23 protein-coding genes and 1 riboswitch are annotated in these 24,491 nt (G+C 73.7%); of the genes, 18 read left to right on the top strand and 5 right to left on the bottom strand.

Annotated features, from left to right (window positions below; translation table 11 throughout):
* Positions 1 to 52 precede the first annotated feature (52 nt).
* The 10 genes from AC54T2_RS12535 to AC54T2_RS12490 all read left to right on the top strand — a co-directional run bounded on the left by AC54T2_RS12535 (position 53) and on the right by AC54T2_RS12490 (position 13,213).
* Positions 53 to 1,300: a calcium-binding protein gene (locus AC54T2_RS12535; protein WP_186340823.1), complete on the top strand. Its 1,248-nt coding sequence runs from the start codon at positions 53 to 55 to the stop codon at positions 1,298 to 1,300.
* A 117-nt stretch (positions 1,301 to 1,417) separates the two neighbouring features.
* On the top strand, positions 1,418 to 1,717 hold the full coding sequence (gene gatC, locus AC54T2_RS12530) for an Asp-tRNA(Asn)/Glu-tRNA(Gln) amidotransferase subunit GatC (protein ID WP_489974804.1): 300 nt from the start codon (positions 1,418 to 1,420) through the stop codon (positions 1,715 to 1,717).
* The gene (gene gatA / locus AC54T2_RS12525; RefSeq protein WP_496666335.1) at positions 1,717 to 3,261 is read left to right on the top strand and encodes an Asp-tRNA(Asn)/Glu-tRNA(Gln) amidotransferase subunit GatA; all 1,545 of its coding nucleotides are present in this window, start codon (positions 1,717 to 1,719) and stop codon (positions 3,259 to 3,261) included. The genes gatC and gatA overlap by 1 nt, the downstream gene beginning before the upstream one ends.
* 1 nt (position 3,262) lies before the next feature.
* The gene (gene gatB / locus AC54T2_RS12520; RefSeq protein ID WP_206054395.1) at positions 3,263 to 4,771 is read left to right on the top strand and encodes an Asp-tRNA(Asn)/Glu-tRNA(Gln) amidotransferase subunit GatB; all 1,509 of its coding nucleotides are present in this window, start codon (positions 3,263 to 3,265) and stop codon (positions 4,769 to 4,771) included.
* Positions 4,772 to 4,933: 162 nt separating this feature from the next.
* Positions 4,934 to 6,343 carry a prenyltransferase/squalene oxidase repeat-containing protein gene (locus tag AC54T2_RS12515; RefSeq protein ID WP_186340826.1) on the top strand — a complete coding sequence of 470 codons (1,410 nt, stop codon included), beginning with the start codon at positions 4,934 to 4,936 and terminating at the stop codon, positions 6,341 to 6,343.
* A 103-nt stretch (positions 6,344 to 6,446) separates the two neighbouring features.
* Positions 6,447 to 6,585, top strand: a riboswitch (cobalamin riboswitch).
* 77 nt (positions 6,586 to 6,662) lie between these two features.
* Positions 6,663 to 8,537, top strand: a complete 1,875-nt coding sequence (locus tag AC54T2_RS12510; protein WP_496666334.1) for a prenyltransferase/squalene oxidase repeat-containing protein — start codon at positions 6,663 to 6,665, stop codon at positions 8,535 to 8,537.
* A complete protein-coding gene (locus AC54T2_RS12505) occupies positions 8,534 to 9,640 on the top strand; it encodes a hypothetical protein (RefSeq protein ID WP_496666333.1) in 1,107 nt (368 codons plus the stop codon). Before AC54T2_RS12510 ends, AC54T2_RS12505 begins: the two co-directional genes overlap by 4 nt.
* A gap of 5 nt (positions 9,641 to 9,645) precedes the next feature.
* Complete coding sequence (locus AC54T2_RS12500; protein WP_186340829.1) at positions 9,646 to 10,746, top strand: energy-coupling factor transporter transmembrane component T; 1,101 nt, start codon at positions 9,646 to 9,648, stop codon at positions 10,744 to 10,746.
* The gene (locus AC54T2_RS12495; RefSeq protein WP_496666332.1) at positions 10,743 to 12,392 is read left to right on the top strand and encodes an ABC transporter ATP-binding protein; all 1,650 of its coding nucleotides are present in this window, start codon (positions 10,743 to 10,745) and stop codon (positions 12,390 to 12,392) included. The genes AC54T2_RS12500 and AC54T2_RS12495 overlap by 4 nt, the downstream gene beginning before the upstream one ends.
* Positions 12,389 to 13,213 carry an ECF transporter S component family protein gene (locus AC54T2_RS12490; protein ID WP_241005150.1) on the top strand — a complete coding sequence of 275 codons (825 nt, stop codon included), beginning with the start codon at positions 12,389 to 12,391 and terminating at the stop codon, positions 13,211 to 13,213. The genes AC54T2_RS12495 and AC54T2_RS12490 overlap by 4 nt, the downstream gene beginning before the upstream one ends.
* Before the next feature lie 36 nt (positions 13,214 to 13,249).
* On the opposite strand, the gene AC54T2_RS12485 is transcribed toward AC54T2_RS12490, so the two are convergent.
* From AC54T2_RS12485 to AC54T2_RS12475, 3 genes are read right to left on the bottom strand one after another with little or no spacing between them, the layout of a single operon-like run.
* Positions 13,250 to 14,404 carry a PQQ-dependent sugar dehydrogenase gene (locus tag AC54T2_RS12485; RefSeq protein WP_496666331.1) on the bottom strand — a complete coding sequence of 385 codons (1,155 nt, stop codon included), beginning with the start codon at positions 14,402 to 14,404 and terminating at the stop codon, positions 13,250 to 13,252.
* Positions 14,401 to 15,321 carry an EamA family transporter gene (locus AC54T2_RS12480; RefSeq protein WP_496666330.1) on the bottom strand — a complete coding sequence of 307 codons (921 nt, stop codon included), beginning with the start codon at positions 15,319 to 15,321 and terminating at the stop codon, positions 14,401 to 14,403. The genes AC54T2_RS12485 and AC54T2_RS12480 overlap by 4 nt, the downstream gene beginning before the upstream one ends.
* Positions 15,322 to 15,344: 23 nt before the next feature.
* A complete protein-coding gene (locus tag AC54T2_RS12475) occupies positions 15,345 to 15,911 on the bottom strand; it encodes a PadR family transcriptional regulator (RefSeq protein ID WP_496666329.1) in 567 nt (188 codons plus the stop codon).
* Between the two features lie 60 nt (positions 15,912 to 15,971).
* On the opposite strand from AC54T2_RS12475, the gene AC54T2_RS12470 reads away from it, so the two are divergent.
* From AC54T2_RS12470 to AC54T2_RS12440, 7 genes are all read left to right on the top strand, one after another.
* Positions 15,972 to 17,075 (top strand): WD40/YVTN/BNR-like repeat-containing protein, encoded by a 1,104-nt coding sequence (locus AC54T2_RS12470; RefSeq protein ID WP_496666328.1) that lies wholly within the window; start codon positions 15,972 to 15,974, stop codon positions 17,073 to 17,075.
* Between the two features lie 337 nt (positions 17,076 to 17,412).
* Complete coding sequence (locus AC54T2_RS12465; protein WP_496666327.1) at positions 17,413 to 18,081, top strand: helix-turn-helix domain-containing protein; 669 nt, start codon at positions 17,413 to 17,415, stop codon at positions 18,079 to 18,081.
* The gene (ilvD, locus tag AC54T2_RS12460) at positions 18,078 to 19,769 is read left to right on the top strand and encodes a dihydroxy-acid dehydratase (RefSeq protein ID WP_186340835.1); all 1,692 of its coding nucleotides are present in this window, start codon (positions 18,078 to 18,080) and stop codon (positions 19,767 to 19,769) included. Before AC54T2_RS12465 ends, ilvD begins: the two co-directional genes overlap by 4 nt.
* Positions 19,770 to 19,809: 40 nt before the next feature.
* Positions 19,810 to 21,024 carry a kynureninase gene (gene kynU, locus AC54T2_RS12455; protein ID WP_496666533.1) on the top strand — a complete coding sequence of 405 codons (1,215 nt, stop codon included), beginning with the start codon at positions 19,810 to 19,812 and terminating at the stop codon, positions 21,022 to 21,024.
* Positions 21,021 to 21,755, top strand: a complete 735-nt coding sequence (locus AC54T2_RS12450) for a GNAT family N-acetyltransferase (protein WP_496666326.1) — start codon at positions 21,021 to 21,023, stop codon at positions 21,753 to 21,755. The genes kynU and AC54T2_RS12450 overlap by 4 nt, the downstream gene beginning before the upstream one ends.
* Before the next feature lies 1 nt (position 21,756).
* Positions 21,757 to 22,173, top strand: a complete 417-nt coding sequence (locus AC54T2_RS12445; protein WP_186340837.1) for a VOC family protein — start codon at positions 21,757 to 21,759, stop codon at positions 22,171 to 22,173.
* Positions 22,170 to 22,634 (top strand): deoxycytidylate deaminase, encoded by a 465-nt coding sequence (locus AC54T2_RS12440; RefSeq protein WP_186340838.1) that lies wholly within the window; start codon positions 22,170 to 22,172, stop codon positions 22,632 to 22,634. Before AC54T2_RS12445 ends, AC54T2_RS12440 begins: the two co-directional genes overlap by 4 nt.
* Here AC54T2_RS12440 and AC54T2_RS12435 read toward each other — a convergent pair.
* Complete coding sequence (locus AC54T2_RS12435; RefSeq protein WP_496666325.1) at positions 22,615 to 23,385, bottom strand: hypothetical protein; 771 nt, start codon at positions 23,383 to 23,385, stop codon at positions 22,615 to 22,617. The genes AC54T2_RS12440 and AC54T2_RS12435 overlap by 20 nt on opposite strands.
* A 47-nt stretch (positions 23,386 to 23,432) precedes the next feature.
* Here AC54T2_RS12435 and AC54T2_RS12430 point away from each other — a divergent pair, with 47 nt between their 5' ends.
* Complete coding sequence (locus tag AC54T2_RS12430; protein WP_489974790.1) at positions 23,433 to 24,050, top strand: TetR family transcriptional regulator; 618 nt, start codon at positions 23,433 to 23,435, stop codon at positions 24,048 to 24,050.
* Here the strand turns inward: AC54T2_RS12430 and AC54T2_RS12425 are convergent.
* On the bottom strand, positions 24,037 to 24,477 hold the full coding sequence (locus tag AC54T2_RS12425) for a DUF6973 domain-containing protein (protein ID WP_186340840.1): 441 nt from the start codon (positions 24,475 to 24,477) through the stop codon (positions 24,037 to 24,039). The genes AC54T2_RS12430 and AC54T2_RS12425 overlap by 14 nt on opposite strands.
* Positions 24,478 to 24,491: the final 14 nt, after the last annotated feature.

The raw sequence follows: 24,491 nt of genomic DNA, 5'->3' as shown, positions 1-24,491 counted from the left end.
GAGCCCGCCTGAGGGTCAGGAACCCTGCACCCACCTACGTCTTGGAGTCAGCATGCGCCTCGCCCGTCACCTCGTCCCCGCCGTCGTCGCGGCGGCCGGTCTCACCGCGCCGCTCGCCGTGGCCCCCGTCGCGTACGCCGCGCCCAGCTGTGGCGGCCTGCGGGCCACCATCGTGGGCGACGACAAGGCCAACTCCCTCACCGGCACCCCGCAGCGCGACGTCATCGTGGGCCGCGGCGGCAACGACACGATCCGCGGGCTCGGCGGCAACGACGTGATCTGCGGGGGAGAGGGCGCCGACACGATCATGGGCGGCGACGGCAACGACCGCCTCTACGGCGAGGCCGACCTGGTCCGGACCGACCAGTTCGGGCGGGTGGTGAAGACGGGCGACACCCTCTCCGGCGGAGCCGGCGACGACGCCATCGACCTCGGTCACGATCCGCGCCCGGCCAGCGACGGCACCACCGTCACGCCCGACGGCGTGACCTACGTCCACGCGCCGGCGCCGGTGGTGGTCGACTTCGGCGCGGCCGCGACCGTCCCCATCACCGCGGACGGCAACGACACCGTGACCGGCTTCGACGGCGGCGTCCGGCTCATCGCCTCCCCGCACGCCGACACCGTCAAGGGCACCAACTCCGCCGACACCATCCACGGCCGCGGGGGCGACGACACGGTCTTCGGCCGGGGCGGCGACGACACGATCCTCGCCGACGCGTCCGACGCCGTGGGCAACGACCGCCTCTACGGCGACGCCGGCGACGACACCCTGAGCGGCACGTCCGGCTCCGACTCCTTCGTCGGCGGCAGCGGGTCCGACACCCTGACGTCCACCTCCGAGCTGCCCCAGCAGCTCCGTGGCGGCAGCGGCGTCGACACCGTCACCTTCCCGCTCCCCACCGAGTCGGGCTTCTCCGCGCGGGGCAACGGCGGGCAGGACAAGCTGCGGCTGCTGCCCAGCTCCAACCTGGCCGTCAAGCCCACGGTGCGCATCGACCAGCTGAAGAGGACCACCATCCGCGGCCTGATCCCCGCCACCGTCGAGGGCAGGATCAACGGGTTCAGCGACATCGTGCTGCCGGCCCGGACGCTGTCGATCTTCAAGGGCAGCAACGACTCCGAGGTCATCACCGCCGACCCCGACCACCGCGTGAAGATCTACGGCCGCGGCGGCGCCGACGTGATGACCGGCTCCTCGCAGCCCGACCGGCTCGACGGCGGCAAGGGCTTCGACATCGCGCGCGGCCGGGGCGGCAACGACACCTGCAAGGCCGCGGAGAAGCGGTCGAGCTGCTGAGTGACTCGCACGCCCGTCCTCGGCTCGCGGAGGCGATCGTCGACACGGTCGCGACGATCCGCCCACGGGCCCCGACCGGGGGCGGGCGCGCACCGGGGGTGGACCTAGGATCACCCCATGCCCGAGATTTCCCGGGACGAGGTGGCCCACCTGGCCATGCTCGCCCGCATCGACCTCTCCGACGCCGAGCTCGACCACCTGGCCCCCCAGCTGAGCGTCATCCTCGACTCGGTCGCCTCCATCAACGGGGTCGCGGGTGACGACGTGCCACCCACCTCGCACGCGCTCCCGCTGACCAACGTCTTCCGCGACGACGTGGTGGTGCCCGGCCTGACCGCGGAGGAGGCGCTGTCCGGCGCCCCCGCGGTCGAGGGCCACCGCTTCTCCGTCCCGCGGATCCTGGGCGAGGAGGCCTGATGAACGACGTCACCCGCAGCACCGCTGCCGCCCTCGCCGAGGGCCTCGCCGCCGGCGAGGTCACCTCGGTCGAGCTCACCGAGGCCCACCTCGACCGCATCGAGGCCGTCGACGGGGCCGTGCACGCCTTCCTGCACGTGGACCGCGACGGGGCCCTCGCCGAGGCCGCCGAGTCCGACGCCCGTCGCGCCCGCGGCGAGGCGCGTGGCCCGCTCGACGGCGTACCGATCGCCGTCAAGGACGTGCTGACGACCCGCGGCCTGCCCACCACCTGTGGCTCGAAGATCCTCGAGGGCTGGGTGCCGCCCTACGACGCCACGGTCGTGGCCCGCCTGCGCGAGGCCGGCCTGCCGATCCTGGGCAAGACCAACATGGACGAGTTCGCGATGGGCTCCTCGACCGAGCACTCGGCCTACGGACCCACCCGCAACCCGTGGGACCTCGACCGGATCCCGGGCGGGTCCGGCGGCGGCTCGGCCGCCGCGGTCGCGGCGTTCGAGGCGCCGCTGGCCATCGGCACCGACACCGGCGGCTCGATCCGCCAGCCCGGCGCCGTCACCGGCACCGTCGGCGTGAAGCCGACCTACGGCGGGGTGTCGCGCTACGGCCTCGTCGCGCTGGCCAACAGCCTCGACCAGGCCGGGCCGGTCACCCGCACGGTGCTCGACGCGGCGATGCTCCACGACGTGATCGGTGGTCACGACCCGCGCGACTCCACCTCGATCCAGCAGGACTGGCCCTCGTTCACCGAGGCCGCGCGGGCCGGTGCCGCCGGCGACATGAGCGGCGTCAAGGTCGGCGTGATCACCGAGCTGGCCGGTGACGGCTGGCAGCCGGGCGTGATGGCGCGCTTCCAGGAGTCGGTCGACCTGCTGGTCGAGGCCGGCGCCGAGGTCGTGGAGGTGTCGTGCCCGTCCTTCGTGCACGCCCTCGCCGCCTACTACCTCATCCTCCCCGCCGAGGCCTCGAGCAACCTCGCGAAGTTCGACGCGATGCGCTACGGCCTCCGGGTGACCCCCGAGGCTGCCCCCAACGGAACACCGCCGAGCGCCGAGGAGGTGATGCGCGCGACCCGCGACGCCGGCTTCGGCGACGAGGTCAAGCGCCGCATCATCCTCGGCACCTACGCCCTGTCCAGCGGCTACTACGACGCCTACTACGGGCAGGCGCAGAAGATCCGCACGCTCATCAGCCGCGACTTCGACGCGGCGTTCGGCGAGGTCGACGTGCTGGTGTCGCCGACCGCCCCGACGACCGCGTTCCGGCTGGGCGAGAAGCTCGACGACCCGATGGCGATGTACCTCAACGACCTCGCCACCATCCCCGCCAACCTCGCCGGCGTCCCGGGCATCTCGGTGCCCAACGGCCTCGCCGACGAGGACGGCCTGCCGACCGGGTTCCAGGTGCTCGCCCCCGCCCTGGCCGACGACCGCGTCTACCGCGTCGGTGCCGCCCTGGAGGCCCTGCACGCCGACCAGTGGGGCGGCCCGCTGCTCGACAAGGCTCCGGCGCTGGCCGGCGCCCCGACCGCCGAGGTGAACTGACGTGACCGAGACCCTGATGCCCTTCGACGACGTGCTGGCGGCCTACGACCCCGCCCTCGGCCTCGAGGTCCACGTGGAGCTCAACACGGCCTCCAAGATGTTCTGCGGCTGCCCGGCCGTCTTCGGCGGCGAGCCCAACGCGGGTGTCTGCCCGACCTGCCTCGGCCTGCCCGGGGCGATGCCCGTGGTCAACCGCAAGGCCGTCGAGTCCGCGATCCGCATCGGCCTCGCGCTCAACTGCGACATCGCCGAGTGGTGCCGCTTCGCCCGGAAGAACTACTTCTACCCGGACATGCCGAAGAACTTCCAGACCTCGCAGTACGACGAGCCGATCTGCTTCGACGGCTGGATGGACGTCACGGTGCCGGTCGAGGGGGGCGACGACGAGACCTACCGGGTCGAGATCGAGCGCGCCCACATGGAGGAGGACACCGGGAAGTCGCTGCACGTCGGCGGCTCGACCGGGCGCATCCACGGCGCCGACTACTCGCTGGTCGACTACAACCGCGCGGGGATCCCGCTCATCGAGATCGTCACCCGCCCGATCATGGGCGCAGGGGCCAGGGCGCCCGAGGTGGCCCGGGCCTACGTCGCCCAGCTGCGCGAGCTGATCGTCGCGCTCGGCGTGTCCGAGGCCCGGATGGACCAGGGCAACCTGCGCGCCGACGTCAACCTGTCGCTCGCGCCCAAGGGCACCGGCACGCTCGGCACCCGCACCGAGACCAAGAACGTCAACTCGTTCCGCTCCGTCGAGCGAGCCGTGCGCTTCGAGATGCAGCGGCACGCCGCGATCCTCAGCAGCGGAGGGACGATCCTGCAGGAGACCCGCCACTGGCACGAGGACACCGGCATCACCACGAGCGGCCGCGAGAAGTCCGACGCGGAGGACTACCGCTACTTCCCCGAGCCCGACCTGGTGCCCGTGGCCCCGAGCCGCGAGTGGGTCGACGAGCTGCGCGGGACGCTGCCGGAGAACCCCACGGTGCGCCGGGCGCGACTGCAGGCCGAGTGGGGCTTCAGCGACCTCGAGATGCGCGACACCGTCGGTGCCGGCGCGCTGGGGCTCGTGGAGCAGACCATCGCCGAGGGCGCCGCCCCCCAGGCCGCCCGCAAGTGGTGGCTCGGTGAGCTGGCCCGCCGCAGCAACGAGGACGGCGTCGACCTCGTCGACCTGCCCATCACCCCCGCCGACGTGGCGCGCATCCAGGCGCTCGTCGACGAGAAGGTCGTCAACGACAAGCTCGCGCGCCAGGTCTTCGAGGGCGTCCTCGCGGGCGAGGGCACGCCCGACGAGGTCGTGGAGAAGCGCGGCCTGGCCGTGGTCTCCGACGACGGCGCGCTCGGCGCGGCGGTGGACAACGCGATCGCCGCCAACCCCGACGTGGCCGACAAGATCCGCGACGGCAAGGTCGCCGCGGCAGGTGCCCTCATCGGCGCGGTGATGAAGGAGATGCGCGGGCAGGCGGACGCCGGACGGGTCCGCGAGCTGATCCTGGAGAAGCTCACCTGAGGGCGACTTTCGGCGGATTCGGTGTTGACCGCCAGGTCTAGACAACTTGTTAGGGTGATGGCGAGTCACATTGGTCACATCACCAACCAACGCTCGCAGCACCGGGGGAGTGGTCGGCCGCGGCCTGCGGCCGTGACGACCTCTGCGAGCGGGAAGGAAGTCATGCACCATCGCATTCGACCCGTCCGCACGGCTCTGGTCGCCCTGTCGACCGCAGCCCTGGGGGTCGGCGTACTCGCCGCTCCGCCCGCGTCGGCGGAGCCCACGCCTGCCCTGCGCGCCGCCAAGGCCGCAGTCAACACCGACAGCACCCCGTCCACGATCGCCGCCCAATGGCTCGCCGGAGAGCTCAGCAACGGGCTGATCGTCGGCCAGTCCGGCCCGGACCTCGGCCTCACGGTCGACACGGGCCTCGGCCTCTCGACCGTCGCCAACCAGGGCGGCACCATCACGGCGATCAACAACTCCCTCGAGCCGCGCATCGCCGACTACGTCGGCGACGGCACCACGGAGTCCTACGCCGGTCCGCTCGCCAAGGCCGCCGTGTTCGCCTGGACCGCCAAGCAGAACCCGACCAGCTACGGCGGGGTCAACCTGATCGCCCGCCTCCAGGAGCGCACCGCCGACGTGCCGGCGGACCCCGCCGCCCAGCCGCAGGCCGCCGCCATCGCCGGCCGGATCTTCGACAAGTCGGCGTCCGGCAACTACGCCAACGTGATCGGCCAGTCCTACGCCGTGCGTGTCCTCACGCTGGCCCAGTCGACCGAGGCCGCCGCGGCGCGTGACTTCCTGCTCAAGCAGCAGTGCTCGTCGGGCTACTTCCGTGTCGCCTTCGCCAACGCCGACGTGCCCAACCAGTCGTGCACCGAGGGCGCGGCCGGCAGCGCGGCCGACCCGGACGCCACCGCCCTCGCGGTGATCAACCTGGTCGAGTCGGGCGACACCAGCCCCGCCGTCGTGGGCGCGCTGGCCAAGGCCGGCACGTGGCTCGCCAAGCGCCAGAGGGGGAGCGGAGCGTTCCGCGCCGCCGCGCCCGTCAGCAAGATCAACACCAACACCACGGCCCTCGGCGGCTACGCCCTCGGCCTGCTGAAGAACCGCGACGCGGCGCTCAAGGCCGCGCTGTGGGTGCGCAAGAACCAGCCGGTCGACAAGTTCAAGTGCCGCACCGCGCTGACCAAGGACACGGGGGCGGTGGCCTACCGCCCGCAGGAGATCGCGCCCGCCGAGACCACCGGCATCCCCGCCACGGCCCGCGACGAGTGGCGTCGGGCCACCGCACAGGCGATCCTCGGTCTCCAGTTCGCCCCGGCGAGCACGGAGAAGCTGCGGATCGTCTCGGTGCGCAAGCAGGCCCGCGCCGGTGACCGCGTCCAGTTCCGGGTCTTCGGCCTCGCTCCCAGCGAGAGCGCCTGCCTGCAGGTCAAGGGCGACTTCCTGCACCTGACGGGCAAGAAGAACGGCGGCAAGATCGTGCGCAAGCTCGTGCTGCCGACCGGCAACCAGCGCCGCGTGGCTCTCGTGAAGACCGCGGACGACGAGGCGCGTACGTCGCTGCGAGTGCGCAACTGACGCACTCCTGAAGGCACCACCAGCTGCACGGCACCATCACCTCGGCCCGGCGTCCCACGACGCCGGGCCGAGGTGCGTCCGGGCAGCGGCGGGGGATACGCTGCACGGGCCGTCCCGTCCGGGTCGGCACCACACACGCCCGAGCTGGGGAAAGCCGGTCCGAAACCGGCGCTGACCCGCAACCGTGGGCACGGGAGCGATCCCGTGCGAGCCGGAACACCTGCCTCGACGCGTCTTGATCACCATCGCTGTCGAGGAATGCAGCGAGGGCGGACCGGCCGTTGCCCCCTCCCTCGTTGTTGCAGCGAGGGAAGGAACCATGAAGTTCTCCGCGTCGGGATCCGCCCTGTCGGGTCTCGCTCTCACCCTGGCCGCTGCCACGTTCGCGCAGCCGCTCCTCGCCCCGCCCGCCCACGCGGCAGGCGCCGCCGGTGCCCCGGCATCCGGGGCCGCGCGCGCGGCCACCGGCTGGCTGGCGACACAGCTCACCGGCGGTGTCATCCACAACGACACCTACGACTTCGAGGACCTCGGCCTGACCATGGACATCGGGCTCAGCATGGACGAGGTCGGCGGCGACCAGGCCATGGTGCGCCAGATCCGGTCCTCGCTCGCCGGCCGGGTCGAGGAGTACGCCGCGCCGTCCGCGACCGAGCGCTACGCCGGCTCGCTGGCCAAGTCGATGGTCTTCGCGCAGGTCTCGGGCGCCGACCCGCGCACCTACGGCGGGGTCGACCTCGTCGCCCAGACGGAGGCGCGAGTCGTCGCGAGCGGTCCGAGCGCAGGCCGCCTGCGTGACGAGTCGGCCTACGGCGACTACGCCAACCTCTTCGGCCAGGCGCTGGCCGCACGGGGTCTGTCGGTCGCGGGGTCCGCCAAGGCCGCCGCCACCACCGACTTCCTGCTGCAGCAGCAGTGCGCGTCCGGCTACTTCCGCGTGCTCTTCACGCCCGACGCCACCGCGGCGGACCAGTCATGCGTGGACGGCACCGACCCGGCCGACACCGACGCCACCGCCTTCGCGGTCGTCCAGCTCGCGAAGGTCTCGCCGCGGCCCGCGGCCGTCGACCGGGCGATCACCCGGGCCGTCGAGTGGCTCGCGACCACCCAGCGCGCCGACGGCTCGTTCGGCGGCAGCCCCTTCACCCCAGACCCCAACACCAACAGCACCGGGCTCGCCGCGAGCGCGTTCGCCGTCACGGGCGCCTGCGAGCGGTCCGGACGCGCGGCCGACTGGGTCGCCACGCTCCAGGTCGGCGCCCAGCCGGACGGCTCGCCGCTCGCCGACGAGGAGGGGGCCCTCGCCTACGACCGGGCGGCGCTGGGCGGCGCCGCGACGGCCGGCATCGGAGCCGGCCGCGACCAGTGGTGGCGCGCGACGGTGCAGGCCGTCGCCGGTCTCACCCACGCCCGCGGCTCGGCGAAGGCGCTCACCGCGACCTCCACCGGGAGCGAGCCGGGATCGACCGCCACCCTCACCGCGACCGGCGGGGCGCCGGGGGACCGCTTCTGCCTCACCGGGCCCGGCATCGACGGCACCCGCACCGCCGTCGTGGGCTCCGACGGCATCCTGACCGCCCTGGTCGTCCTTCCCGCTGCCGCCGGCGCGGCGACCTACACGCTCACCGGCCGCGACGGCGCCACCACCCACACCGTCCTCGTCGGGGCGGCCGAGTCCGCGCGCGGGTCGGTCGCCGGCGTCCGCCTCGCCGGGCCGGCCGGCTTCCGCAAGGGCGGCAGCAAGGTGGCATTGGAGGTGATCGGCGCGGCTCCGGGCGCCCGCTTCGCCCTCCGTGGTCCCGGGATCTCGGGCGCCACCGTCGTCGTCGGCTCCGACGGCGTGCTGGCCCGCGTGGTGCGGCTGCCGCGCACGACCGGTGCGGCGACGTACGTCCTGACCGGCTCGGACGGCCGGGCCACCGGCCGGGTCCGCGTGCTCGGCAAGCGGACCCTCGCCGTGTCCACGCTCGCCAGCGACGGCCCCCGCACGCGGGTGCTGGTCCGTCGTCTCGCCGCAGGGGAGAAGGTGCGCCTGCGGATCGCCGGCACGACGGTCGCCACGGGTCGCGCCGACGCCAAGGGCAGGTTCCTCGCCCGCGTCGCGCTGCCCGGGGGGCGGGGTAAGGTCCGGATCCGGGCCGTCGGGCAGTTCGCCGCCCTGCGCTCCGGCTCGACGACGGTGGCGTCGCGATGACGGCCCGCGCCGTGCACCGCGTGCTCGTCGCGCTGCTGCTGGTCCTCGCTCCCGCGGTCGCCCTCGGGGCGGCGTCCCCGGCCGGCGCCGCGACCTGCGCCTCCGGGGGCGGGGTGAGCGTGGTCGTCGACTATCGCGAGCTCGGCGGCAGCATGGTCACCGCCTGTGCAGCGGACGGGGGCGGCAAGAGCGCCGCGGCGATCTTCGCCTCGGTTGGGGTCGACATCACCTACGCCACCCGTCAGCCCGGCTTCGTGTGCCGGATCAACGGCGTCCCCGCGAGCGACCCGTGCGTCAACACCTCCCCGCCCAACGCCTACTGGGGCATGTGGTGGGCCGACGGGTCGAAGGCGGCGTGGACCTACTCCTCCTCCGGCGTCGGCTCGCAGACGGTGCCGGCGAGCGGCTCGGTGGCGTGGTCGTGGCAGCAGGACCGCTCGGCCGGCTCCAACGTCCCGCCGGGCATCGCGCCCCCGGTGACGAAGACCGCGACCCCGTCGCCCTCCCCGTCCCCGTCGTCCCCGACGCCGTCGCCCTCGCAGGGCACCTCCCCGAGCGCCTCGCCCAGCACCGGCGGCTCCGCCGGGTCCGGAGGCGGATCGGGTGGATCCGGCGCCTCGGGCGGCGGCTCGCAGCCCAGCGGCCCCGCCACCAACTCCGGTGGCTCCGGGGGTGGCTCGAGCCCGTCGGCGTCATCGTCCCCGAGCGCGTCCGGCGACCCCTCCGCGCCCGCACTGGACAGTGAGTCTCCAGGAGACTCACGGCGCAGCGAGGGTCCCGACGGTGCCGGCGACGGATCGGGCGAGGGGTCGGACAAGGGGTCGGACAAGGGGTCGGACAAGGACTCCGACACGTTGTCCGACAAGGAGTCGGCCAAGGGGGCGAAGGGGTCCGGGCGCGGTGAGTCTCCCGGAGACTCAACGTCCAGCGCCGACGGCGAGGCCTCCGACGGCCAGGCGCCGGGTGCGTCCTCCGAGGCGGCCACGCCCAGCGCCGACGCGCCCACGCGGGTGCCGGCCGCCCTCACCTGGGGCGTGCTCGGCTTGCTCGGGGTCGCGATCGCGGTCGGTGCGGTCGTGACGCGCCGCCGACGGGGGGTCTGACGCCCGTGACCGGATCGGCGGCGCTGCCGCGTGACCTGCACCCGCTCGCCTGGTGGACCTGGGCGATCGGGCTGGCCACTGCTGCCTCGCTCACCACCAACCCGCTGCTGCTGCTCCTCGTCATGGGGTCGGCGACGGTGGTCGTGATGGCGCGCCGATCCGGTCATCCCTTCGGTCGATCGTTCCGGCTCTACGTCCTCCTGGCGCTGCTGACCGTGGTGCTGCGCGTCGTCTTCCGCATCGTCTTCGGCGGGCAGGAGGTCGGCCACGTCCTGCTCGACCTGCCGGAGGTGCCGCTGCCCGACTGGGCGGCGGGCGTCCGGCTGCTCGGGCCGGTGACCAGCGAGGCCCTCCTCGCCGGCCTCTACGACGGGCTCCGGCTGGCCACGATCATCCTGTGCGTCGGCGCCGCGAACTCGCTGGCCAACCCCAAGCGCCTGCTCGCGTCGGTGCCGCCCGCGCTCTACGAGATCGGCACCGCCCTCGTCGTCGCGGTGACGATCTTCCCCCAGCTCGCCGACAGCGCCCGCCGCGTCCGCGCCGCGCAGGCGCTCCGCGGCGGCGCGACCTCGGGCGTCGGGCGGCTCCGCCGCTTCCTGGTGCCGGTGCTCGAGGACGCTCTCGAACGCTCCCTTGCCCTGGCCGCCGGGATGGACGCCCGCGGCTACGGCCGCTCGGGCGGCGCGACGGCCCGAGAGCGATGGACGACCGGCTCCCTGCTCCTGCTCGCCCTCACCGGCATCTGCGTCGGCACGTACGCCTGGCTCGACCCCACCGCGCCCCGCGTCCTCGCGCTCCCGATGCTGGCGGCGGGCGCGAGCGTCGCGGTGCTCGGCATGGTCAGCTCCGGGCGCCGCGTGCACCGCACCCGCTACCGCCCCGACCCGTGGCGCGGGCCCGAGCTCGTCACCGCGGGCGTGGGCGTCGCCGTCGCCGTGCTGGCCTGGTACGTGAGCCACACGGAGGTCGCGGTCGCCTACCCCGGTGTGGACGTCGCGCCCTACCTCTCGCCGCTCGCCCTGGTGCTCGGCGTCCTCGGCACGCTCCCGGCCGTGACCACCCCGGTGCCTGCCACGGCCCCCGTACGACGCGAGGCGGCCGCATGAGCGCGCCACGCACCCCTGGTGCCGGGGTCATCGAGCTGCGCGACGTCGGCTTCCGCTACGACCGGCGCCAGGTGCTGGCCGGCGTCGACCTGAGCCTCGAGGAGGGCGAGCTGGTGCTCGTCTCGGGGCGCACGGGGGTGGGCAAGTCGACGCTCCTGGGCGTCGTCACGGGGCTGGTCCCGCGCTTCACCGGCGGGATGCTCACCGGGGACGTCCTGCTCGACGGACGCAGCATCGTCGAGCAGCCGCCGCGCGAGCGGGCGCACCTCGTCGGCTACGTCGGGCAGGACCCGCTCGCCGGGTTCGTCGCCGACACCGTCGAGGAGGAGCTCGCCTACGGCATGGAGCAGCTCGGCACCGCTCCCGAGACGATGCGACGCCGCGTGGAGGAGACCCTCGACCTGCTGGGGATCGCCGACCTCCGGGCCCGCGACCTCCGTACGCTCTCCGGTGGCCAGCAGCAGCGGGTCGCGATCGGCGCGGTCCTCACCACCAGCCCGCGGGTGCTGGTCCTCGACGAGCCGACCTCCGCGCTCGACCCGACCGCCGCCGAGGACGTCCTCGCGACGATCACCCGGCTCGTGCACGACCTGGGCCTGACGGTCCTACTGGCCGAGCACCGGCTCGAGCGGGTCGTGCCCTTCGCCGACCGGATCTGCCTGGTGACGGGGGACGGAGGCATCCGCGTCGACGACCCCCAGGTGGTGCTCGCCGACTCGCCGGTCGCACCACCGCTGGTGGAGCTCGGCCGCCTGGCCGGCTGGGAACCCCTCCCGCTCACCGTGCGCGACGCGCGGCGGCGTGCCCGCTCGCTCCCCGAGCTCACCCCCGCCGTGCCAGTGCCGCAGCCCGCCGCCGACCCCCTCCTCGTCGCGCGCGGGGTCACCGTCGTCCACGGCTCCCACGTCGCCGTGCGCGAGGTGGACCTGACACTGTCCTCGGGCCGGGTCACCGTCCTCATGGGGCGCAACGGGTCGGGCAAGTCCAGCCTGATCTGGGCGCTCCAGGGCTCCGGCAAGCGACGGGCGGGCTCGGTGGACGTCGCGGGCGAGGACCCCGCCACGCTCGCGCCCGCGGCGCGGCGTACCCACGTCGGGCTGGTGCCGCAGACCGCCGCCGACCTGCTCTACCTGGAGACCGTCGCCGAGGAGTGCGCGGCGGCAGACACCGGTGCCGACGCCGGTCCCGGCACCTGCCGCGCGCTCCTCGACCGCCTCGCCCCGGGGATCGACGAGACGATCCACCCCCGTGACCTGTCGGAGGGGCAGCGTCTCGCGCTCGCGCTCGCCGTCGTGCTCGCCGCGCGGCCGCCCGTCGTGCTGCTCGACGAGCCGACCCGCGGCCTCGACTACGCCGGCAAGTCCGAGTTGGCCCGCATCGTCGCGGGCCTCGCCGCCGACGGCCACGCCGTCCTGCTGGCGACGCACGACGTGGAGTTCGCCGCGCACGTCGCCGACGAGGTGGTCGTGATGGCCGAGGGGGAGGTCGTGTCGAGCGGTCCGCCGCGCCGGGTGCTGGCCGAGTCACCGTCGTTCGCCCCGCAGGTCACCAAGGTGCTCGGCCCGCCGTGGCTGGTCGTCGAGGAGGTCGCGGCCGCCCTGGCCGACCGCGCGGCCACGCGCGACGGCATGGGGGAGGGCCCGTGAGCACCGTCGACCGGCCCCGGTCCGACGTCGCGTCCGGGGTCGCCCTGCCCATCGGGCCGCGCACGGCGGCCGTGCTGATCCTGGCCTCCGTCGCGGGGCTGATGATGCTGTGCTGGCCACTGCTGCTGGAGGTGCAGCCCGGGGAGCGGGTCGAGCCGCCGTTCCTCTTCCTCGCGCTGCTCCCGCTCGTGATGGTCGTCGTCCTCGCGGAGATGGGGGAGGGCGGCATGGACGCGCGCGTCCTCGCCGTTCTGGGCGTGCTGTCCGCCATCAACGCCGTGATGCGGGCGCTCGGCGCGGGGACGGGCGGCATCGAGCTGGTGTTCTTCCTGCTGGTGCTGGGTGGACGGGTGTTCGGGCCGGGGTTCGGGTTCGTGCTCGGGTGCACCTCGATCTTCGCTTCGGCGCTGCTGACCGCCGGGGTCGGCCCGTGGCTGCCGTTCCAGATGATCTGCTCGGCCTGGGTCGGCATGGGCGCGGGCCTGCTGCCCCGCCGGGTCGGCGGTCGTGCCGAGATCGCGATGCTGGTGGTCTACGCCGTCGTCGCGTCCTACCTCTTCGGCATGCTGATGAACCTCAGCTTCTGGCCGTTCGCGCTCGGCATCGTCGTCCCCGGCCACGAGGGCTCGCTCGCCTACGTCGCCGGCGCGCCACTGCTCGAGAACGCCCACCGGTTCCTCGTCTACACGCTCCTCACCTCCACCGGCAGCTGGGACACCGGTCGCGCCATCACGACCGGCATCGCGATCGTGGTGCTGGGCCCGGCGATCCTCACCACGCTGCGCCGGGCGGCTCGCCGCGCCGTCGTACGTCCGGGCTGAGCAGCGCGGCCGGGTCAGCGCCGGGTCAGTGCTGGGTCACGGTCGGACGCGGACGATGCGGTCGTCGGCCGGGGTCGGCTGGCCCCGCCCGTCGCGGTTGGAGGTGGTGACCCAGAGCAGGCCGTCGGGCGCCGCGGCGACGGTGCGCAGCCGGCCGAACTCCTCGGTGAGGAACGCGCAGGGCTTGGCCGCCTCGCCGTCCTCGGCGACCGCGATGCGCCACAGGCGCTGGCCGCGGAGACCGGCCATCCAGAGGTGCCCATCGGCGAACGCCAAGCCGCTCGGCGAGGCCTGGTCGACGGGCCAGACCACCTGCGGGTCGACGTAGTCCGGGTCGTCGCCGGCCCCCTCGATGCGGGGCCAGCCGTAGTTGCCGCCCTTCTCGACGAGGTTGAGCTCGTCCCACTCCGAGTCGCCGAACTCCGAGGCCCACAGCCGGCCCTCGTCGTCCCAGGCCAGGCCCTGGACGTTGCGGTGGCCCAGCGACCAGACGGGGGAGTCGGGGTCGGGGTTGCCCGGCGCCGGGTCGCCGTCGGGAGTGATCCGGAGGATCTTGCCGGCCAGGCTCTCGGGGTCCTGGGCGAGGTCGGGGTCACCCGTCTCGCCGGTCGTCACGTAGAGGTGGCCGTCGGGGCCGAACGCGATCCGGCCGCCGTCGTGGATGAACCCGGCCGGGATGCCGTCGAGGACGACCGTCGGGCTGCCGAGCCGGGTGCCGTCGAGCCGGGCCTTGACGACGCGGTTGTCGGTGGCGGTGGTCAGGTAGAGGAAGAGCGTGCGGTCGGAGTCGAAGTCCGGCGACACGGCGACGCCGAGCAGCCCGGCCTCGCCCTGGGGGGCAGCGTCCGCGATCGTTCCGAGCGTGGTGACCTCGCCGCCCTCGTCGATGCCGAGGACCCGGCCGGAGATGCGCTCGGTGACCACGGCGGTGCCGTCGGGCAGGAAGTCAGCCCCCCACGGCACCTCCAGGTCCTCCACCAGGGTGTCGACGACCTCGGGCCGGCCGGACGACGCCCCGGACGTGGACTCCGAGCCAGGCGCCTCGGTGGGCGTCGGCTGCTCGGGCAGGTCCGTCGGCTGGGTGGTGCGCGGCATCGGGTCGGGCTCGGTGCTCGCGCAGCCCGCGGTGACGCCGAGCGCCAGGACCAGCGAGCTGAGGAGCAGTCGCGATCTCAGGGGGCTGCTCGTCATGTCGCCAGTGTGCCGGGTGCTGTCCAATGCTCACCGCCGCCACCGTCGCGGCGGCCGGGCGTCCCGCCGGGGGCGGACCCGGACCGGGTGGCTCCGACAGATGCCGCCACCACGCAGGCGATGGCCAGCCACTGGAGCGGCGAGAGGTGCTCCTGCAGCACCACGATCGCTGCGAGGGCCGCGGCTGCGGGCTCGAGGCTCATCAGGATCCCGAAGACCGCGGGACGCAGGCTGCGCAGCGCGATCAGCTCGCAGCTGTAGGGGATGACCGAGCTGAGCAGTCCCACCAGCGCTCCGAGGAGCAGCAGACGGCCGTCCCACAGTGACGTACCGGCGCTCATCAGGGCGGGCAGGGCCATCCCCGCGGCGGCGACGACGCTGGCCACGGCGAGCCCGTCGAGCCCGTCCCACCGGCGGCCGGTGCTCGCGCTGAGCAGGATGTACGCCGCCCAGGCCGCGCCGGCGAGCAGGGCGCAGGCCACGCCGAGCAGGTCGAGGCCCGTGCGCTCGATGCCGAGGAGCGCGACCCCGGCACCGGCCAGGCCGACCCAGACGAGGTCGCGGGCGCGCCGCGACCCGAGGATGGCGAGCGACAACGGCCCGATGAACTCGATCGTCACCGCGATCCCCAGCGGGATCCGGGACATGGACTGGTAGATCGCCCAGTTCATCGTGGCGAGGCTGGCGCCGAACCCGAGCACGACCAGCCAGTCCCGGCGCGTGCGGCCGGTGAGCCGGGGGCGGGTGATGGCGCCGAGCACCAGCGCGCTGGTGACCAGGCGCAGCCACACCATCGAGGTCGGCGAGATCTCGTCGAACAGCCCCTTGGCGATCGCCGCGCCGAGCTGCACGGACAGGATGCCCACGAGCACCAGGCCGACCGGCCCGAGCAGGGCGCTGCTGGGTCGCCGGGTCACCCGGCCACCCTATTCAGCCGTCGTCATTCAGTGGGCTCGTCGGCCGCGAGGCTGGCGAGGGCCCGGCGCGCGTGCCGCTGCTCGGCGGCGAAGTAGTCCAGGCCCCAGTCGGCCACGAGCGAGGGGAACCGGAACGGCTCGCCGGGCCCGTCGGAGCCCTTCAGCGCCGCGCGTACGTCGGCGAGGTCCCACGCGGCCTGCTGCAGCTCGTCGATGTAGTCGCGCAGCATCTGCCTGGTCTGGTGCGGCTCGCTCACGTGGCCGATGAGCAGGCGCAGCAGGACCGTGTGCTTGAGGACCGGGAAGCCGGCGGGCGTCTGGTCCATCCAGGTGCGCAGCGCCGTCCGCCCGGCGTCGGTGATCGCGTACGACGTCACCTCCCGTCCGCCTTCGGGGCGGACGTCGGCGCGGACGAGGCCCCGGTCGGTGAGGCGGTGCAGCTCGGTGTAGATCTGGCTCATCGCCGGCGAGACCCAGTAGAAGCGCAGCGTGATGTCTGCGCGCTGCTTGATCTCGTAGCCCGTCAGCTCGTCGCCGAACGTGAGGAGGCCGAGGATCGCGTAGCCGGTCACCGGAAGGTCTTGACTCATGATGCTCCGAGAGTAGTGTTCCTAATCGGAATAGTCATCGTCCGCACCCGGAGGTTCACCGTGTCGCGCACCCTGCTCATGGTCGGAACCCGCAAGGGCATGTGGCTCGGGACCTCGGACGAGTCCCGACAGTCGTGGGACTGGACAGGCCCGCACTTCCCGATGGAGGAGGTCTATTCCGTCATGGCCGACACCCGGGGGAGTGCGCCGCGGTTGCTGGCAGGGGCCTCGTCGAGCTGGCTCGGACCGCAGGTCTGGCGCTCCGACGACCTCGGCGAGACGTGGGACGAGACGCTCAACGGGGCCGTCCGCTTCCCGGAGGACACGGGCGCCACCGTGGCCCGGGTGTGGCAGCTGCAGCCTGGACCCTCCCGCGACGGCGGCGACGACGTGGTGTGGGCGGGCACCGAGCCCGGTGCGATCTTCCGTTCCGAGGACCGCGGCGAGACGTTCTCGCTGGTGCGCGGTCTGTGGGACCACCCGCACCGCGCGGAGTGGAACGCGGGCTTCGGCGGTCAGGCCTTCCACACGATCCTGCCGCACCCGGACGACCCCTCGCGCGTGCTGGCCGCACTGTCCACCGGCGGTGTCTACGCGAGCGCCGACGGCGGCGAGACCTGGCAGCCCTCCAACACCGGGGTGAAGGCAGAGTTCTTCCCCGGCGAGCGCAACTACCCCGAGTTCGGCCAGTGCGTGCACAAGGTCGCCCGGGACGCCGCCGACCACGAGCGGCTCTACCTGCAGAACCACGGTGGCGTCTACCGCTCCGACGACGGCGGCGCCTCGTGGCAGGACATCGCCCCGGGGCTGCCCACGGAGTTCGGCTTCGCCATGGTCGCCCACCCGCACCGCGGCGACACCGCCTACAACTTCCCCATCACCGCCGCCGAGGCCCGGTGGCCCGTCGACGGGCGCGCCCGGGTCTACCGCACCACCGATGCCGGCTCGTCGTGGGAGCCGCTGGGCGACGGCGTCCTGCCCGACGGCTACTACACCGCCGTCATGCGCGACGCCATGTGCGTCGACGACCACGACGTCCCGGGTCTCTACTTCGGCGGCCGCAACGGCGGCGTCTGGGCCTCGCCCGACGAGGGAGCATCCTGGCAGGAGATCCACAAGGACCTGCCGGACGTGCTCGTGGTCCGCGCCGCGAAGCTCCCCTGACGCAGCCGCGCCCTCTGCCGGGCACGCGCAGGCCGTCCCACCCACGCCCGCCCCGCCCTCTCCCACGCCGCACTGGGCATTGAGTCTCTGAGCGACTCAAGGCTCAAGGCGCGTTCCGCGGCGCGCGCCGAACGCGCCGCTGCGCCGTGAGTCCGTCAGAGACTCAGGGTCCAGTCCGGCCGAGGCGGACTGTGGGCGGTCGCCCGGGGTGGGCCGGGGAACGTCCACAGGGGCGGGCGTTCGGGCAGTTCGGGGGCCGCTGGGGAGGGCGCGCCGGTCCTGTCGGTCGCCGGCCGTGTGATGGAGCGACGAGGCGATCACGACCAGGAGGCCGGGGATGGGAATGGGGAGCGGGAGCACGACGTGGCGCGACGACGCGTCCAGCGCGGAGATGGCGGAGTGGACCGAGCAGGAGTGGGAGTGGTTCGAGATGGGGCCGTTCGACGGCGGGATACCCGGCCTGGTCCGCCGGGTCAGGCGGATCCTGGAGGTCTCCCAGCGCGGGCTGGCCGCGCTGATCGACGTCTCGCAGTCGGTGGTGGCGCGGTGGGAGACCGGGCGCACCAGTCCGCGGGCGTGCGTGCTGCACGAGCTGCTCAGGATGGCCGGCCTCACCGTGACCTACCGCGACGAGGAGACGGGGGAGGAGGTGACGCCGATGCGGGACGACGGAGCCCGCACGCACGGCGGGAGCCGGTTCCCCGCCCACGCCGACCTGAGGGCGACCGGGTGGTGGACCCCGCGACCGCCGATGACGACGATGGTCGAGTACCACCGTGCGCGCGACCGCTCGCGGGCGCGGCGGGACCCGTCGATCCGAGCCACGACGTGCCCGTTCTGGCGACGCCTCCTGCGCTTGGTCCACGGCACCCCGGACGACCACCCGTCGGTGTGGCAGCTGGCCGCTGAGGCCGAGCATCTCGACGAACGTCGTGAGGAGCGCCTCGGCGTCCCGGTGAGACACCGTGCACGGCCCCGAGAGAGGGCTACTAGCCTGACGGCATGACGCACGCAGCCGACGGACCCGACATCAAGCCCCGCAGTCGCGACGTCACAGACGGGCTCGAGAAGGCCGCGGCCCGGGGCATGCTGCGGGCGGTCGGCATGGGCGACGACGACTGGGAGAAGCCCCAGATCGGCGTCGCGTCCAGCTGGAACGAGATCACCCCCTGCAACCTCTCCCTCGACCGGCTGGCCAAGGCGGTCAAGAACGGGGTGCACGCGGCGGGCGGCTTCCCGCTGGAGTTCGGCACGATCTCGGTGTCCGACGGCATCTCGATGGGCCACGAGGGCATGCACTTCTCGCTGGTGAGCCGCGAGGTCATCGCCGACTCCGTGGAGACCGTGATGATGGCCGAGCGCCTCGACGGCTCCGTCCTGCTCGCCGGGTGCGACAAGTCGCTGCCGGGCATGCTGATGGCTGCCGCGCGCCTCGACCTGGCCAGCGTCTTCCTCTACGCCGGGACGATCATGCCCGGGCAGGTCGACGGCAAGGACGTCACCATCATCGACGCCTTCGAGGCGGTCGGCGCGTGCCTGGCCGGCAAGATCAGCCGCGAGAAGGTCGACGAGATCGAGCGGGCCATCTGTCCCGGCGAGGGCGCGTGCGGAGGCGCCTACACCGCCAACACGATGGCCAGCGTCGCCGAGGCGCTCGGCATGTCGCTGCCGGGCAGCTCGAGCCCGCCGGCCGTCGACCGCCGCCGCGACGGCTTCGCCCACAAGTCCGGCGAGGCCGTGGTCAACATGCTGCGACAGGGCATCACCGCCCGCCAGATCATGACCCGCCCGGCCTTCGAGAACGCCATCGCGATGGCCATGGCGCTCGGCGGCTCCACCAACGCCGTGCTCCACCTCCTCGCGATCGCCCGCGAGGCCGAGGTCGACCTGACCCTCGACGACTTCACCCGCATCGGCCGCAACGTCCCGCACCTGGCCGACATGAAGCCGTTCGGCCGCTTCGTGTGGACCGACTTCGACCGCGTCGGCGGCATCCCGGTGCTGCTGCGCGCGCTGCTCGACGCCGGGCACCTGCACGGCGACGTCCTCACCTGCACCGGCAAGACGATGGCGGAGAACCTCGCCGACCTCGACCCCAAGCCGCTCGACGGCGAGATCCTGCGCCAGCTCGACCGCCCGATCCACGCCACCGGCGGCCTGACCATCCTCAAGGGCTCGCTCGCGCCCGAGGGGGCGGTCGTCAAGAGCGCAGGCTTCGACGACTCCACCTTCACCGGCACGGCCCGGGTCTTCGACGGCGAGCGCAAGGCACTCGACGCGCTCGCCGAGGGCACGATCACCGCCGGCGACGTCGTGGTGATCCGCTACGAAGGTCCCAAGGGCGGCCCGGGCATGCGCGAGATGCTCGCCATCACCGGCGCGATCAAGGGCGCCGGCCTCGGCAAGGACGTCCTGCTGATCACCGACGGCCGGTTCTCCGGCGGCACCACCGGGCTCTGCGTGGGCCACATCGCGCCGGAGGCCAGCGACGGCGGACCGATCGCGTTCCTGCGCGACGGCGACCAGATCACGCTCGACGTGGCCAACATGACCCTCGACGTGCACGTTGACGAGACCGAGCTGGCGGCGCGCGCCGAGGGCTGGGAGCCGCTGCCGCCGAAGTACACCCGCGGGGTGCTCGGCAAGTACCGCAAGGTGGTCCAGAGCGCCGCGCACGGGGCGGTCTGCTACTGACGTCGAGACGGGCGGGGGCGGCGGATAGGTTGCGGGCGTGATGACCGCAGCAGAGCTCGACGCCGCCGACCCGCTCGCCCGCTTCCGGGACCGGTTCGTCGGTGCCGCGAGCGACCTCGTCTACTTCGACGGCAACTCCCTGGGGCGTCCCGTCGCCGCCACGGCCGACCGGCTGGTCTCCTTCGTGGAGCAGGACTGGGGCGGGCGCCTGATCCGCGGCTGGGACGAGCAGTGGATGCAGCTGCCGACGACCCTCGGCGACGACCTGGCCCGCACCTGCCTGGGCGCGGGCGCCGGCCAGACCGCCATCGGTGACTCCACCACGGTGTGGCTCTACAAGCTGATGCGGGCCGCGGTCGACCACGCCGTGCGCACCGACCCGGCTCGCACGGAGATCGTCGTCGACACCGACAACTTCCCGACCGACCGCTACGTCGCCGAGGGCATCGCCGCCGAGCGCGGGCTGACCCTGCGCTGGATCGAGGTCGACACCGCCGAGGGCGTCACCGCCGACCAGCTCCGCGAGGCGGTCGGTGAGCGCACCGCGCTGGTCGTGCTCAACCACGTCGCCTACCGCTCGGCCTGGCTGGCCGACGCCGCCGAGCTCACCCGCATCAGCCACGACGCCGGCGCGCTGGTGCTGTGGGACCTGTGCCACTCGGCCGGCGCCGTGCCCGTGGCCCTCGACGCGTGGGACGTCGACCTGGCCGTCGGCTGCACCTACAAGTACCTCAACGGCGGGCCCGGCTCGCCCGCGTTCGGCTACGTCAACGCCCGTCTCCACGACGAGCTCACCCAGCCGATCCAGGGCTGGATGGGCCACGCCGACCCGTTCCTGATGGGCCCCGGCTACACCCCGGCACGCGGGATCCGCAGGTTCATCTCCGGCACCCCGCCGATCCTGGGCATGGTCGCGATGCAGAGCATGCTCGAGCTCGTCGAGGACGCCGGCATCGAGGCGGTCCGCGCCAAGTCCGTCGCGCTGACGTCGTACGCCGTCGAGCTGGCCGACGCGTCCCTGCCCGAGGTCACCCTCGCCTCGCCCCGCGACCCGGCCCGCCGCGGCGGCCACGTGACCCTGCACCACGACCGGATGCGCGAGGTCACCGCGCTGCTGTGGCAGCGCGACGTCATCCCCGACTACCGCGACCCGGGCGGGCTGCGCATCGGGCTCTCGCCCCTGTCGACGTCCTTCGAGGAGGTCGAGCGCGGCGTCGCCGCGGTCGCCGAGGCCCTGCGGGAGACCGCGCGATGAGCGGCACCCCGAGGACCAACGCCCACGGCCAGCGCATCGGTCGACCGGTCGAGTGGACCCCCGCCGCCCCGCCCGACCCCGCCGTGGTGCTCGCGGGACAGGGCGTGCGCCTCGAGCCCGCCGGCCCCCAGCACGTTGACGACCTCTACGCGTCCTTGTGCGGCGAGGACGACGAGCCGATCTGGACCTACCTGGCGTGGGAGCGCCCGCGCGACCGCGACGAGCTCGCCGCCATCGTCGCGGAGGGCGGCGCCGACCCGGGCCGGGTGATGTACGCGATCGTCCCCGTCGAGACCGGCCGGGCAGCGGGATTCTGCTCCCTGATGCGCATCGACCCCGCGATGGGCACGATCGAGGTGGGCGCCATCGCGTTCGGCCGCCAGCTCCAGCGCAGCCGCGCCGCCACCGAGGCGATGGCGCTCCTCATGCGCTACGCGTTCGACGACCTCGGCTACCGCCGCTACGAGTGGAAGTGCGACAGCCTGAACGCCCCCTCGCGCCGGGCCGCCATCCGGCTGGGGTTCATCTGGGAGGGCCGGTTCCGCAACGCCGTGGTCGTCAAGGGACGCAACCGCGACACCGACTGGTTCTCGATCACCGACCGCGAGTGGCCGCGTGTGCGCCAGGCCCTCGCCGACTGGCTCGACGACCGCAACTTCGACGCCATGGGGCGCCAGCGCGTCCGCCTGGCCGCCCGTCCGCCCGAGCCCGCCGCCCCCCAGGAGCAGTGACATGGACCAGCGCCTCAGCTTCATCACCCTCGTCGTGGGCGACCTCGAGGTGACCCGAAAGTTCTACGTCGACGGACTCGGCTGGGAGCCCGAGCTCCACGAGGTCGGTGAGGTGCTGATGTTCCGGGTCGCCGACAAGGTCGTGCTGAGCCTCTGGGCCGAGTCGTTCTTCGTCGAGGAGGTGGGCAAGACGCCGACGCGCGGTGGCGTGCCGCCGATCACCCTGGCCCACAACCTCGCCACCAGGGCGGGCGTGGACACCGTGCTGGAGCAGGCACGCACGGCCGGAGCGGCGCACGTACGGGAGGCCACCGAGCGCGAGTGGGGCGGCTACTCCGGCTACTTCGCCGACCCCGACGGATTCCGCTGGGAGGTCGCCTACAACCCCGGCGCGATCGGGCAGTCGGTGCTCCCGTGAGCGCACCCACCACCGCGACCCCGGACCACGCCGTCCCCGGCTGGGACGACTACTTCCTCGGCATCGCCGACGCCGTGGCCGCTCGGGCCAAGTGCACGCGCCGCCGCGTCGGCGCCGTCCTGACCATCGAGCACCGCATCATCGCCACCGGCTACAACGGCGCGGCGCCGGGGGAGGACGACTGCCTGGGCGGGGCCTGCCCGCGCGGCCAGCTGGGCTACGACGACGTGCCCGGCCTCGGGGACTACGACCGCCCCGGCACACCCGGCTTCTGCATCGCCATCCACGCCGAGGTCAACGCCCTGCTCTTCGCGACCAGGGACACCAAGGGGGCGACCGCCTACATCACCGATCCGCCGTGCCCGGGCTGCCGCAAGGCGCTCGCCGCGGCGGGCGTGGTGCGCGCGGTGTGGCCAGGCGGCGAGCACGACCGCGAGGGCCTCACGGCCTGGGGTCGGTGACGGCGCTGGGCCTTGAGTCTCCAGGAGACTCAAGGTCGAGGGACTCCTCCCTGGCCTCCTCCGCGGACTCCTCCGCGGCCTTCTCCCTGGCCTCCGCCCTGGCCTTCTCCTCGGCCCGGCGCCGGCGCTTCACCTCGCCGCGGGCGAGGAAGAACGCGATGAGCACCGGCACCAGCACCTGGCGGACCGGCTCGGTCCATGCCGGCAGCGACGGGAGGTCGATGTCGGGCCACGGGATCGACGGCAGGGTGATGTCGGGCCAGGGGATCGACGGCAGGTCGGGCCAGGGGATCGACGGCAGCGAGATGTCGGGCCAGGGGATGTCCAGGCTCGGCCAGGGCACCAGGCTCAGCAGCCAGACCAGCAGGACCGGCACCCCGACGCCGGCGGCCGCGATCGCCGTCTGCCGTGCGGTGTGGAGGTGGGGGTGGGCACCGATCCATTCGGCGCGCCTGGCCGCTCGTGACCCGGCCGCGGGCTCGAGGTCGGTGCCGCCGAGGCCCGTGTGCGCCTCGGCCTCTCCGTCGTGGAGGGTGACCCGGCGGGTGGGGCCGACGATCGCGCACCGCAGGCGCACGGCACCGTCCGCGCCCGTCGGCGCCAGGACGATCGTGTCGTCGGAGGTCTTCGTGCGCCCCACCTCGGTGCCGTCGCGGGTCCACGCCACCTCGCGGGTGAAGGCATGCTGCTCCACAGTGACGACGTGCTCGTGGCCGCCCTCGACGAGGTGCCAGCGTTCGATGTCCCCCATGGGATGGAATACTAGAGCATGCACTCCATGAAAGGGAGAGGTGACCGGTGGCCCGCACCGTAGACCCGGAGAAGCACCTGGCTCGCCGGCTGCTGATCATCGACGCTGCGCTGACCTGCTTCGCGGCCACGGGGTACGCCGGCACCTCGACCGCCGCCATCTGCCGGGAGGCCGGCATCGGCTCGGGCACCTTCTTCCACTACTTCCCGACCAAGCAGTCGCTGCTCCTCGCGATCCTGGAGCTCGGCACCGAGGAGACGCGGGAGTGGTTCGCCGCCCGGCCGGCCGACGAGGACCCGATGGCCGTCATCGAGGCGCACCTCGCGCACACCGCCGACGAGATGGCCGACCCCCGGCTCGCGGGCTTCGTCCGGGCGGTCGGGGCGGTGATGGGGGAGCGCGAGGTCGAGGCGGCGCTCGCCCGCGACACCCGCGTGCTGGAGGAGGGTCTCGGCCCCTGGGTCGCCCGCGCCCAGGCCGCGGGCCAGGCCCGCACCGACCTGTCGGCAGCCGACCTCACCGCCTGGCTGCTCGTCGTGGTCGACGGCTTCCTGGGGCGCCTCGCGGTGGATGAGTCGTTCACGGCGGCGGGGCAGCGCGAGGTGCTCATCGACACCGTCCGCCGCCTCCTCGCGCCGGGTCACGACCCCGTCAGCGCCGGGTGACCCAGACCAGCTCGCCGGAGTCCCACTTCGCCAGGGCGACCGGCACGAGGCGCCGCATCGCGTCCGTGCCCCCGAGCTCGGCGGCGTTGGTGGCGCCGTACTCCTGCCCCACGGCGTTGTTGTGCTCGTCGACCCGCGAGTCGTGGCGGGCGGACGAGCCGGACTCCTGCGCCGTGGCGATCGCCCGGGCGGTCTCCACCCCGAACCGTGCCGTCAGCACCGCCTGCCACATGAAGTGGCGCATCGCGTTGGCGCGGCCCGGCACGCCACGGCCCTGAGCCGCCGCGATCTGCAGGGCGGCCCGGGAGAGCCGCAGCACCTCGAGCGCGCCGGCGGGTCCGAGGCCGGCCTGCACCGCCGCCACGTAGAGCCGCGGCACCACGGTGCCGGCATGGATCGCCTGCCGCGCGATGTCGCCCAAAGCCATGGACACACAGTGCC

It is taken from the genome of Nocardioides sp. Z35_8 (assembly GCF_059621125.1).
The sequence above is the reverse complement of the archived record's forward strand: the minus strand, read 5'-3'. Positions and strand labels throughout refer to the sequence as shown.

What these genes read in the sequence shown, in the direction of transcription:
- AC54T2_RS12510 (WP_496666334.1), top strand. Translation starts at nt 6,663, where the DNA reads ATGAAGTTCTCCGCGTCGGGATCCGCCCTGTCGGGTCTCGCTCTCACC.
- AC54T2_RS12435 (WP_496666325.1), bottom strand. Translation starts at nt 23,385, where the DNA reads ATGGGGGACATCGAACGCTGGCACCTCGTCGAGGGCGGCCACGAGCAC.
- AC54T2_RS12485 (WP_496666331.1), bottom strand. Translation starts at nt 14,404, where the DNA reads ATGACGAGCAGCCCCCTGAGATCGCGACTGCTCCTCAGCTCGCTGGTC.
- AC54T2_RS12475 (WP_496666329.1), bottom strand. Translation starts at nt 15,911, where the DNA reads ATGAGTCAAGACCTTCCGGTGACCGGCTACGCGATCCTCGGCCTCCTC.
- gatC (WP_489974804.1), top strand. Translation starts at nt 1,418, where the DNA reads ATGCCCGAGATTTCCCGGGACGAGGTGGCCCACCTGGCCATGCTCGCC.
- kynU (WP_496666533.1), top strand. Translation starts at nt 19,810, where the DNA reads ATGACCGCAGCAGAGCTCGACGCCGCCGACCCGCTCGCCCGCTTCCGG.
- gatA (WP_496666335.1), top strand. Translation starts at nt 1,717, where the DNA reads ATGAACGACGTCACCCGCAGCACCGCTGCCGCCCTCGCCGAGGGCCTC.
- AC54T2_RS12450 (WP_496666326.1), top strand. Translation starts at nt 21,021, where the DNA reads ATGAGCGGCACCCCGAGGACCAACGCCCACGGCCAGCGCATCGGTCGA.
- AC54T2_RS12495 (WP_496666332.1), top strand. Translation starts at nt 10,743, where the DNA reads ATGAGCGCGCCACGCACCCCTGGTGCCGGGGTCATCGAGCTGCGCGAC.
- ilvD (WP_186340835.1), top strand. Translation starts at nt 18,078, where the DNA reads ATGACGCACGCAGCCGACGGACCCGACATCAAGCCCCGCAGTCGCGAC.
- AC54T2_RS12445 (WP_186340837.1), top strand. Translation starts at nt 21,757, where the DNA reads ATGGACCAGCGCCTCAGCTTCATCACCCTCGTCGTGGGCGACCTCGAG.
- AC54T2_RS12465 (WP_496666327.1), top strand. Translation starts at nt 17,413, where the DNA reads ATGGGAATGGGGAGCGGGAGCACGACGTGGCGCGACGACGCGTCCAGC.
- AC54T2_RS12425 (WP_186340840.1), bottom strand. Translation starts at nt 24,477, where the DNA reads ATGGCTTTGGGCGACATCGCGCGGCAGGCGATCCATGCCGGCACCGTG.
- AC54T2_RS12505 (WP_496666333.1), top strand. Translation starts at nt 8,534, where the DNA reads ATGACGGCCCGCGCCGTGCACCGCGTGCTCGTCGCGCTGCTGCTGGTC.
- AC54T2_RS12535 (WP_186340823.1), top strand. Translation starts at nt 53, where the DNA reads ATGCGCCTCGCCCGTCACCTCGTCCCCGCCGTCGTCGCGGCGGCCGGT.
- AC54T2_RS12515 (WP_186340826.1), top strand. Translation starts at nt 4,934, where the DNA reads ATGCACCATCGCATTCGACCCGTCCGCACGGCTCTGGTCGCCCTGTCG.